Source organism: Candidatus Zixiibacteriota bacterium, assembly GCA_020853795.1.
In the GTDB taxonomy this organism is placed as follows: domain Bacteria; phylum Zixibacteria; class MSB-5A5; order CAIYYT01; family CAIYYT01; genus JADJGC01.
The window spans coordinates 21,936-32,490 of the sequence record JADYYF010000046.1 but is presented as its reverse complement, the minus strand read 5'-3'; the positions used below and the strand labels follow the sequence as shown (position 1 = coordinate 32,490).

Sequence of the window (10,555 nt, the reverse complement as noted above, 5' to 3'; positions counted from 1 at the left end):
CATCGATGTGACCCATGATGTTCCGAACACGATTGACGGCCACGTGCATTTCGGCGTGCCGGGGGTCGAGGGTGCAATTCGTTACGGCTTTGCCAATCCCCAAAGCCCGGTCAACGAAACCTGGAATCTCGATTCGCTGAATGTCAAAGACCTGATGCAGGGCGAACTCTACATCAATATTCACTCGACCGCGTTTCCCTCGGGTGAAATCCGCGGGCAAATCGTCCGGCAGGACATCCACGTCTCGTCGCAGCTCAATGGCGCGAAGGCGAACGGCGGCGCCGGCACCGGCTCCTCCGCAACGGGTTTCGCTGTTTGTACCCTGTCGAAAGATCTTAAGCGGCTGACCATCTACTGCGAACACAATGTCACCAGCCCGATCGACGGCCACGTGCACTTCGGCGCGCCCAACGTCGAAGGACCAATTCGCTTCGGCTTCGCCAGTTCTGTCAGTCCGATTAGCGCGACTTGGAATCTGACACCGGCCAACGTACAGGAACTGCTCGACGGCAACCTCTATATCAACATCCATTCAACCGCGTTTCCGTCCGGTGAAATCCGCGGCCAACTGGTGCTTGACGAGGAGTTCTCATTCAGCTTCCCGCTGGACGAATCGCAGGCCAACGCCTGCGCCGGCACCGGCAGTCCGGCCCTCGGCACGGCTAATATCGAACTCAAGCGCGGCGGGCGAGAAATGACGATCAACCTGACGCACAATGTCGGCAGTCCGATCGACGGGCACGTGCACCGCGGCGCGGCTTGTGTCAGCGGTCCGATCTTGTTCGGCTTCAGCCAGTTCACCAGCCCGATCAAGGAATTCTGGTACCTGGGTGCGGCCGATATCATCGATCTGTTCCAGAGGGAACTGTACGTCAACGTGCACTCGACAGCGTTCCCCGTGGAAGAAATTCGCGGGCAGATCGATAATCCGCCGCCGGCCTGCAAGTGCGGCGATGCCGACGGCAGCGGCGCTTTCTCGATTTCCGATGCGGTGTTCCTGATCAACTACATCTTCGCGGGCGGTCCGGCGCCGGCGCCGACTTGTTTGGGGGATGCCGACGGCTCATCGGCGATCTCGATCTCGGATGCCGTCTACCTGATCAATTACATCTTTGCGGGCGGACCGGCTCCGCACTGCTGAGACTTGATCCGGCGAATATGAAAAGAGGCGTCCTGCAACTGCAGGGCGCCTCTTGCTCTTGCCGTTTGACTTCCGGCTATTCCGGCTTGGCAAAGCCGATATTCTTCTGGTCGGGCATTCCCTGTAATTTGATCTCGCCGAATTTTTCCTCGTACTTCTTGAGGTTGTCCTCCAGTGTCTTCAGCAGCGCCTTGGCATTCTGCGGGGTCATAATGATCCGGGCAAATACGCGCGCCTTCGGCGTTCCGGGCAGCAGCCGGGCAAAATCAAAGATGATCTCGGACGGCGAGTGGCCGATCATGACGAGGTTCGAGTAGATGCCCTCGGCTTCGGGTTCGCGCAACTCCATCTGGATTTGCTGGGTCGGCGGCTTATTGTTCATCGTTCCTCCTTGTCATCGCCCGAGGAGTGTAATATAATACGCCCCGCTGTCAAGGAGATTCCCTTGTCGATATTGACCTTAGCGCGCCTGAAACAACTCTTCCACGACCTGCCGCGCGGCAACGTGCTGGTCTACGGCGATGTCATGATCGACCAATACCTGTGGGGCAAGGTCGATCGTATCTCACCCGAAGCGCCGGTGCCGGTCGTCGAAGTGGAATCAGAGACGCTGCAACTCGGCGGCGCCGCCAACGTCGCCCGCAACATCAGCGCGCTCGGCTGCAACGCCGAACTGGTCGGGCTGGTCGGCGACGACGACAACGCCACGCGCTTGAAGCACCTGCTGGAACGCGAAGGTATTCGCAACTACAAGCTGGTCTCCGACCAGAAACGGCCCACCACCGTTAAGACGCGCGTCATCGCCCACAATCAGCAGGTCGTGCGTGCCGATCGCGAATCGCGCGCCGAAATCGACGGCTATACCGAAAACGAGATGGTGTCCTATATCGAGAGCCGCCTGCCCGAGACCCAGTGTCTCCTGATTTCCGACTACGGCAAAGGCGTCATCACGCTGCCGTTGCTGCAACGCATCGTCCCGCTCGCGCGCAAACGCAACCGTTTCATTGCGGTCGATCCGAAAGAGTCGCATTTCCGCAACTACCGGCAGGTCTCCGTGATTACGCCGAACGAACACGAGGCGGCCTTTGCGGCCGGTCAACGCATCCGCGACGACGAGTCGCTGCAGGCCGTCGGCTGGGGACTGCTGAAAGAACTCGAACTGGACTCGATCCTGGTCACGCTCGGCGCCCGCGGCATGGCGCTGTTTGAAAAGGACGGCAGTTTCAATCACTTGCCGACGGTCGCCAAGAAAGTCTATGACGTCACCGGCGCCGGCGACACGGTCATCGCCGTCCTGACCGCCATGATGGCCGCCGGAGCCACACGGCTGGAAGCGGCATTCGTGGCCAATCAAGCCGCCGGCATTGTCGTCGGCTACATCGGCACGGCGTATGTCGGCAAAGATGAGCTGTTTAACACCATCGCCGAATCGCTGTAGCGCTTTGGTGATTAACCGGCAGCCCACCCGTAGCCGGTAGCCCACCCGGAGCGCAGCGCAGGGTGGGGAAGGAATTGCATGAACTCGAAACTCATCGCCAAATCACAACTCGTCAAATTCGCCCGCCGGCTTCATCGCACCGGCAAGCGTATCGTCTTCACCAACGGCGTCTTCGACATTCTGCATGCCGGCCACGTCGACTACCTTGAGCGCGCGAAACGTCACGGCGATGTTTTAGTGATCGGGTTGAATACCGATGCTTCCGTCAAAGTCAACAAGGGGGACCACCGCCCGATCATCCCCTACAAGGACCGCGCGAAACTGCTGGCAGCTTTGAGCGTCGTGGACTACATCGTCCCCTTAGAGCGCAAGACGCCTGACCGCCTGATCGAAACCATCTGTCCGCATGTGCTCGTCAAAGGCGCTCAATATAAGCTCGGGGAAATTGTCGGCGCCGACTTCGTACGCGCCCACGGCGGCAAAATCGTGCGGATGCGCATGGTGCCGGGGCTGTCGACGACAGCGATCATCAAAAAAGTCCGGGCGCTGCCGTCGAGTTAGAGCGCTTCATTCAACTACGTCTCTCGAGGAATAGTCTCCGGATAAGTCTGTTGTCAGGAGCTGGTGGCCGTGTCATTGCGAGGAGCAAACGTACAATCACACTCAGCTCCGCCCTCAGCCGCGACGAAGCAATCTCCTCGCTGTTCGCTTCAAAGACGACTTCCGGACCTTGTCTCCGACAACAAAAAAAACGTCCCGCCATCTCGACGGGACGTTTTCATTCTTCGTGGTCGCGGTTCGCTACGGCAGGACGTGGACGATCTTGCGGTCGCCGGAATTGGCGAATTCGATCACGCCGGTGATCTTCGCGAACAGCGTGTTGTCGCGCCCGATGCCGACATTGCGGCCCGGCTTGATCTTGGTGCCGCACTGCCGGACGATAATCGAACCGGCCAGGACGGCTTCGCCGCCGAAGCGCTTGGTGCCGCGCCGTTGACCGTTCGAGTCGCGGCCGTTCTTCGACGAACCTAAACCTTTTTTATGTGCCAAGGGGTCCTCCTAATCTTCAATCTCAAATCGCCGCCAATATCTGAGACTTGCCAATCCAGTCCGGCGGCAATCGTCTAATATACGTTCCGACCGTCGGCGGTCAAGGGGAAAAGTTTACTGGGCAAGGCAGCACAGTTTTCGTCACGCTAGTATCTTCTCGATCCGCCGATCCGGAACCAGCCAGATGATCGCGACGATCACATAGATAGCGCACGAAAACCAACAACTCACGGCAGCGAGCGCCACCGCGGCGGCATAGAGGAAGACCGAAATCTTGCCCTTGTAGTCGCGGCCAAGCGCCGCTGCAAGCGCCGAATCCCGGCCCTGGCGGGCGACAAGCACTCTTGTTAGGATGTAGTACGCGATAGCCGCCAACAGCATGACGACGCCATAGAGCGCCACGGGACCGGCTGAGAAACTGTTTTCCCCCATCCAGGCAGTCACAATCGGCACCAGTGACAGCCAAAACAGCAGGTGCATATTCACCCAGAGAATACGACCATCAACTTGTTTGATGGCCTGAAAGAGATGGTGGTGGTTGTTCCAGTATATTCCCAGGTAAACAAAACTCAGAACGTAGCTCAGAAAGGCCGGTAACAGTGGTTTGAGAGCCGCGAAGCTTGTGTCGTGCGGCACCTTAAGTTCGAGTACCATGATTGTGATGATGATCGCCAGCACCCCGTCGCTGAATGCCTCCAGGCGTCCCTTGGTCACTGTTCTTCCTCCTCGATGTTGAGCATTTCGAATTCACTTCCAGCCCAATCTGTAATGAACGGCTGGCGGCGTAACTCGGTTTGCTGATTTCTCCTCGCACTACCGGGTGACCAAAACAAAGCCACCGGCCTTTCAGCCGGTGGCTTGAATCGTCAATCGAATCTATGCTTGCGTCCTACACGTTCGCCTTGTGCGACTCGGAAGTCGCATTGATCCGGAAAATCAGCTTGTCGCGGTCGGGCGCCACATCGACTTCGATATGGCAATCGCCCGCAAACTGGCCGGCCAGAATCTCCTCGGCCAACGGGTCGTCGAGATGCTTCTGCAGCGCGCGCTTGAGGTGGCGCGCACCGTAGACCGGGTCGAATCCCTTCTCGGCAATGAACTTTTTGGCTTCGGGTGTGACGTGAATCGCCAGACCCCGCTCCGCCAGCCGCTTGGCCATCTCCGCCAACTGGATGTCGATGATCTGCATGATGTGTTCCATCCCGAGGGCATGGAAGATCAGGATCTCGTCGATTCGGTTGATCAACTCCGGATTGAAAATGCGCTTCATCTCGGTGATGACCGACTGCTTCATCGCATCGTAATCGTCTTCCACACCGGAGGCGCCGAAGCCGAGCGTCTTGCCCGAGCGAATATCGCGCGTGCCGGCGTTCGAGGTCATGATGATCACCGTATTCCGGAAATCCACCTTGCGGCCGAATGAGTCGGTCAGGCAGCCGTCATCGAGCAACTGCAGCAGGATGTTAAACACATCCGGGTGCGCCTTCTCGATTTCGTCCAGCAGCACGACCGAGTACGGATGCCGACGCACCTTCTCGGTGAGCTGGCCGCCCTCTTCGTAACCGACGTAGCCCGGAGGCGCGCCGATCAGGCGGCTGACGGCGAACTTCTCCATGTATTCCGACATGTCGATACGCACGAGAGCATCCGGATTCTCGAACAGGAACTCGGCGAGAACACGCGTCAGTTCAGTCTTGCCGACGCCGGTCGGACCCAGGAAGATAAACGAGCCGATCGGGCGATGCGGATCTTTCAGGCCCGCGCGGGCGCGCCGGATCGACTTGGTCAGGGCGGTAATCGCTTCCTCCTGGCCGACGATCTTCTTCTTCAGCTCTTCTTCCATGCGCAGCAGCCGCTTCGATTCCTTCTCTTCGAGGCGGAACAGCGGGATACCGGTGATCTTGGCGACGATCTCGGCGATATGCTCCTCTTTGAGCGTGATCTTCTCGCTCTGGCGTTGCACCTCCCAGTTGCGCTTCATCTGCTCGTATTCTTCCTTCTTGAACTTGAGCTCGTCGCGCAACTTGGCCGCCCGCTCGAATTCCTGATTCTTGACCGCCTCTTCCTTCTTCGTCGAGATCTCGGCGATCAGCGCATCCATGTCGTTGAATTCTTTCGGCTTGGTGTAGGTCGACAAGTGCGCGCGCGAACCGGCCTCGTCAATGATATCGATCGCCTTATCCGGCTGGAATTTGCCGGTGATGTAGCGGTTCGACATGATCACCGCCGCGCGAATCGCGTCGTCCGAAATCAGAATCTGGTGATGCTCTTCGTAACGGCCCTTGAGACCCTGCAGGATCTTGATCGTGTCTTCCTGCGTCGGCTCTTCGACCATGACGGTGTGGAACCGGCGATCCAGCGCGCCGTCTTTTTCGATATACTTGCGGTATTCATTCAGGGTCGTCGCGCCGATGCACTGCAATTCGCCGCGCGACAATGCCGGCTTGAAGATATTCGACGCATCGAGCGAGCCCTCGGCGCCGCCGGCGCCGACGATCGTATGCAGCTCGTCGATGAAGATAATCACATCCTGCGAATTGGTGATCTCGTTCATCACCGCCTTCAGGCGCTCCTCGAACTGGCCGCGGTACTTCGTACCCGCCACCAGGGAGGCCATATCGAGCATCACGATGCGGCGGTTTTCCAGCACGGCCGGCACCTGACCGGTGACGACGCGTTGCGCCAGCCCCTCGACGATCGCCGTCTTGCCGACGCCCGGTTCGCCGATCAGCACCGGGTTGTTCTTCTTGCGGCGCGACAGAATCTGCGACACGCGCTCGATCTCGTTGTCGCGGCCAATGATCGGATCCAGCTTGCCCTTGCGGGCCAGTTCGGTCAAATCGCGGCCGAAATGGTCGAGCGCCGGTGTCTTGGATTTTTTCCGCTTCTTGCCGTACGCCGACGGCTGGCCGCTCTGGATGTTCTTCAGTTCTTCGTAGACGTCCTTGTAATCGACGTCGAACATCGACAACACTTGCGCGGCGACGCCTTCTTCATCCTTCAGCAGCGCCAGCAGAATATGTTCAGTGTCAATTTCCTTCGACTTGAGGGCGCGCGCTTCCTGTCCCGCCACTTCCAGCGTCTTCTTGGCGCGGGCGGTCAGCGGCAACTGACCCATCGTCATCGTGCCGCCGGCCGGCTGCACGACGTCTTCCACCGACTGGACCAGTTCGCTCATGTCCAGACCGATGTTGGTGAAGACCTCGACGGCGCGGCCTTCGCCCAAACGGATTAAACCCAGCAGGAGATGCTCGGTCCCGATGTAGTCGTGGCGCAGTCTGGCCGCCTCATCACGGGCATACTCGATCGCTTTGCGGGCCAGCTCGGAAAACATCTCGTTCATCTATACCTCCGCCTGAGAGAATAACCTAATTCACTTCCGCCAGCATTTCCCGAACCATGTTCGCCCTGGCGACATCGCGATCCGCCGGTTCCAGCGCCTGCCCGAGATACTTCTGCAGGTGCGCCGGCTGGCTCAGAATCAACATCTTGTTGATCCGCTCGAGCGGGACGTCGGACACGATGCCCAACGCCGCCCCGAGCCGAACCGCGCTGAGGAGATTCATTACCTCCTCCGATGTTAATACGCGCGCATGCTTCAGAATGCCAAACGCGCGCCAAATTTTGTCCGCAATTTCATTACCGGCCTGCGTCACCAACTGGTCGCGCGACTGGTTTTCGAATTCGATGATCTGTTGCGTCATCTTGTGCAACGCTTCCGTAATGTCCGACTCCGTCCGGCCCAGCGTCGTCTGATTCGAAATCTGGAACAAATTGCCCCAGACATCGGAGCCTTCGCCGTAAAACCCGCGCACGACCAGTCCCAGCTTGGTGATATGATCGATCACCGAGTCGATTTCCTTGGTCAGCACCAGTCCGGCCAGATGTATCAACACCGATGCGCGCAATCCGGTTCCAACATTCGTGGGGCAAGAGGTCAAATATCCGAAATCGGAGTCAAAGTCGAACTCCAGGGTCTTGGCCAGCTCGTCGTCGATGCGCATCGCCTGGCCAAGCGCATCCGCCAGCGACAAGCCCGGGCTCATCGTTTGGATGCGCAGATGATCTTCTTCATTGACCATGATTGCCACGCGCTCGTCGGTGGAGATGAAGATCGCGCTGTCGCTCTCCGGACTCATAAACTCCGGCGAAATCAGGTGTCGCTCGATCAAGAAGGCGCGGTCCAAGTCGTCGATCGTCTCGGAGCGGTGAAATTCGCCCGCCTGCAGCTCGCGGCTGGAGCGAATCGCCGACTCGACAAAACTGACGACCTGCTCGCGGCTCTCCGATTCGGCGTGCGTCGGGAAGGTCTGGCCTTTGATGTTGCGCGCCAGCCGCACGCGCGACGAGAGCACGATCGAGGATTCCGCGCCCTCACCGGTCAGCCAGGAACTGAGCCGCTCCGGCATGCTATCGAACATGATCGGCCTCCAGCTTGACCTGCAAGTCGCGAATCATGTCGCGAATATGCGCGGCCCGCTCGAAATCTTCATTCTCGATCGCCGCTTTGAGTTCGTCCTTCAGCCGCGCCTCTTCCTTGAGCGAGTCCATCCCGGCCGCGGTCGCATTCTGACGCTTGCCGCGATGCAGATTCGAACCGTGGATCTTGCGCAGCAGGTCGGCCAGCGGCTGCCGGAAGGCGGTGAAACACTGGCCGCAGCCGAGGCGGCCGGTCTTGGCAAATTTGTCGTACGACAGCCCGCACCCGGGACAGCGCTGCTCCATCAACTTGTTGTCCGGCCGGGACGTCGTGGTCGGTACCATCGATGTAAGCAGGTCGGCGAGCGGGAAGGGGATATTCTTCAGCGGGTTCGAAAAACCGCGCCGCTTGGCGCAGGCGCTGCACAGGTTGAGCACCACCTTCTGGTTGTTGACAACCTGCTTAAGATGCACGGTCGCATCCTGCTTGCGGCAATCTTCACACAACATACCTGTCAACCTATCTCCGTCAGATGTCCATCCGACAGGCGAAAGCGCCTCGACGCGCGGTCGGCCAGCGACAAATCGTGCGTCGCGACGATGATCGTCATTTGTTTCTCGGAGTTCAAGCGAGCCAGGAGGTCGTGAAGCGTTTCGGCCGTCTCATGGTCGAGATTTCCGGTCGGCTCATCGGCGATCAAGATCTCCGGCGCACCCGCCATCGCCCGCGCGACTGCCGCCCTCTGGCATTCGCCGCCTGACAACTGGGTCGGCCGGTGGTGCAGGCGATGACCCAACCCCACCTCGTCCAGCAGTCTAACCGCGGTCGCCTCCGAATTGTTCCGTGACTCGCCGCGCACTAACAGCGGCATCATCACGTTTTCGACCGCGTTAAACTCCTCCAAAAGATAGTGATACTGGAAGACAAAACCACACTTTTTGTTCCGGTACTCCGAGAGCTGGACCTCGCCGAGCGCATCCACACGCTGACCCGCCACGGTCAGCGCTCCCGAACTGGGCGTATCGAGTCCGCCGAGAATATGCAGCAAGGTACTCTTTCCCACTCCTGATGCGCCGGTGATCGCGACAAACTCCCCGCGGTCGACCTCCAAGTCGATCCCGCGCAGAATCCGCAACTCACCGTCTACCGATGCAAAGTTCTTACACAGTTCCTTGGCTTCGAGAATCACGGCGTCCCATGTCGCCTTTCTTGACTCCTGTCTACAGTCATCTTGTCGTCACATTCCCGCAGTCCCTTAACTGCAATAAAACTACGAACTTATCCATGCCGCAAAATGTCGGCCGGGAACAACCGCGCCGCCCGGCGCGATGGATACAATGTTGCCAGAAACGCAATGAGCACGCTCACACCGGCAACGATCGCAAACTCGTGCGCCCGCGCATCCACCGGCAGGCTGTTGATGAAATAGATTTCGCCCGGGATTGACACAATGTGAAACGTCCGCTGCAGCCAACAGAGCAAGAACCCGAGCGCCGTTCCGGCCAGCGTGCCGACGACGCCCAGCAGCGTTCCCTGGTAGACGAAGATCCGCATCACCTGGCTGCGATTGGCACCCATCGACTTCAGAATCGCGATGTCCCTCCGCTTCTCCAGCACCAACATGATCAAGGTCGTGACGATATTAAACGCCGCCACCGCAACAATCAGACCAACGACGATCGCCATGCCGTATTTCTCCAGCGTCATCCAGCCGAACAGGTTCTTGTGCCGTTCCGACCAATCAACCGCATAGTAGGGATTTCCCAATTCCTCTTCGATTGCGCGCGCGACGTCTTGTGACTTGTAGAAGTCCTTAACTCGCACTTGCAGTCCGTTCACCATGTTGTCGAGTTTGAACAGGTCCTGCGCCATCGGGATCGAGATGTAGACGAGGTTGGCGTCGTACTCGTTCATGCCGGTCTCAAAGATTCCGGTGATGCGAAATCTCTTGTACTTGGGCTGCAGCGTCAGCGTCATCTTCTTCTGTTTGAGCGAGGCCAGCATCACCTCATCGTCGAGCTTGACTCCGAGCGTCGCCGCCAGTTCGCGGCCGATCAGGATTCCCGGCAGGCTGTCTGCGGAAGCTCCCAAATCGACCGTGCCGGCAACCACCTGCTTCCGCAACTCCGAGACGCCGAACTCCAGTTCGGGAATGATGCCCTTGACGAAGATACCGTCGTTGGCGTCGTTCGAGCCGATGACCGACTTGTAGAAGATGTTCGGTGCCGTGGCAACCACATCCGGCACCTCGCCGACCTTCTGCGCCAGAGTTTGCCAGTCGACGAAGCCCTCACCGGAAAAGGTGTAGACCGTGATGTGCGCCGTTGTGTCGATGATGCGCTGCCGGATCTCCGTCTCGAAGCCGTTCATCATCGCCATCACGAAGTTGAGTGTCGCCACGCCGATAGCGACGCCGACAATGGAGATCAGCGAAATGAAGGAGATAAAGTGTTCGCGGCGACGGCTGCGCAGGTAGCGTCGCGCGATGAAGATTTCAAAACCCAAA

General features: G+C 58.8%; 11 protein-coding genes. 3 read left to right on the top strand and 8 right to left on the bottom strand.

Features of this window, described 5'->3' with window-relative positions; translation table 11 throughout:
- A partial coding sequence (locus IT585_03295; protein MCC6962254.1) for a CHRD domain-containing protein occupies positions 1 to 1,141 on the top strand: 1,141 nt, incomplete at its 5' end.
- A gap of 76 nt (positions 1,142 to 1,217) precedes the next feature.
- Here the strand turns inward: IT585_03295 and IT585_03290 are convergent.
- Positions 1,218 to 1,523, bottom strand: a complete 306-nt coding sequence (locus tag IT585_03290; protein MCC6962253.1) for a DUF3467 domain-containing protein — start codon at positions 1,521 to 1,523, stop codon at positions 1,218 to 1,220.
- A gap of 63 nt (positions 1,524 to 1,586) precedes the next feature.
- Between IT585_03290 and rfaE1 the strand changes: the two genes are divergently transcribed.
- Both rfaE1 and rfaE2 read left to right on the top strand, forming a co-directional pair.
- On the top strand, positions 1,587 to 2,579 hold the full coding sequence (gene rfaE1, locus IT585_03285; GenBank protein MCC6962252.1) for a D-glycero-beta-D-manno-heptose-7-phosphate kinase: 993 nt from the start codon (positions 1,587 to 1,589) through the stop codon (positions 2,577 to 2,579).
- Positions 2,580 to 2,657: 78 nt separating this feature from the next.
- Entirely contained in the window at positions 2,658 to 3,140 is a 483-nt protein-coding gene (gene rfaE2, locus IT585_03280) for a D-glycero-beta-D-manno-heptose 1-phosphate adenylyltransferase (GenBank protein ID MCC6962251.1), read from the top strand.
- 240 nt (positions 3,141 to 3,380) lie between these two features.
- Here rfaE2 and rpmA read toward each other — a convergent pair whose 3' ends face one another.
- The 7 genes from rpmA to IT585_03245 all read right to left on the bottom strand — a co-directional run bounded on the left by rpmA (position 3,381) and on the right by IT585_03245 (position 10,554).
- The gene (gene rpmA / locus IT585_03275) at positions 3,381 to 3,629 is read right to left on the bottom strand and encodes a 50S ribosomal protein L27 (protein ID MCC6962250.1); all 249 of its coding nucleotides are present in this window, start codon (positions 3,627 to 3,629) and stop codon (positions 3,381 to 3,383) included.
- A gap of 141 nt (positions 3,630 to 3,770) precedes the next feature.
- Positions 3,771 to 4,343, bottom strand: a complete 573-nt coding sequence (locus IT585_03270) for a DUF1211 domain-containing protein (GenBank protein ID MCC6962249.1) — start codon at positions 4,341 to 4,343, stop codon at positions 3,771 to 3,773.
- Between the two features lie 175 nt (positions 4,344 to 4,518).
- On the bottom strand, positions 4,519 to 6,972 hold the full coding sequence (locus IT585_03265; GenBank protein MCC6962248.1) for an ATP-dependent Clp protease ATP-binding subunit: 2,454 nt from the start codon (positions 6,970 to 6,972) through the stop codon (positions 4,519 to 4,521).
- Positions 6,973 to 6,997: 25 nt separating this feature from the next.
- Entirely contained in the window at positions 6,998 to 8,050 is a 1,053-nt protein-coding gene (locus IT585_03260) for a protein arginine kinase (protein MCC6962247.1), read from the bottom strand.
- The gene (locus tag IT585_03255; protein MCC6962246.1) at positions 8,040 to 8,558 is read right to left on the bottom strand and encodes a UvrB/UvrC motif-containing protein; all 519 of its coding nucleotides are present in this window, start codon (positions 8,556 to 8,558) and stop codon (positions 8,040 to 8,042) included. The genes IT585_03260 and IT585_03255 overlap by 11 nt, the downstream gene beginning before the upstream one ends.
- Before the next feature lie 5 nt (positions 8,559 to 8,563).
- Positions 8,564 to 9,238: an ABC transporter ATP-binding protein gene (locus tag IT585_03250; protein MCC6962245.1), complete on the bottom strand. Its 675-nt coding sequence runs from the start codon at positions 9,236 to 9,238 to the stop codon at positions 8,564 to 8,566.
- A gap of 89 nt (positions 9,239 to 9,327) precedes the next feature.
- Entirely contained in the window at positions 9,328 to 10,554 is a 1,227-nt protein-coding gene (locus IT585_03245) for a lipoprotein-releasing ABC transporter permease subunit (protein MCC6962244.1), read from the bottom strand.
- Position 10,555 lies beyond the last annotated feature (1 nt).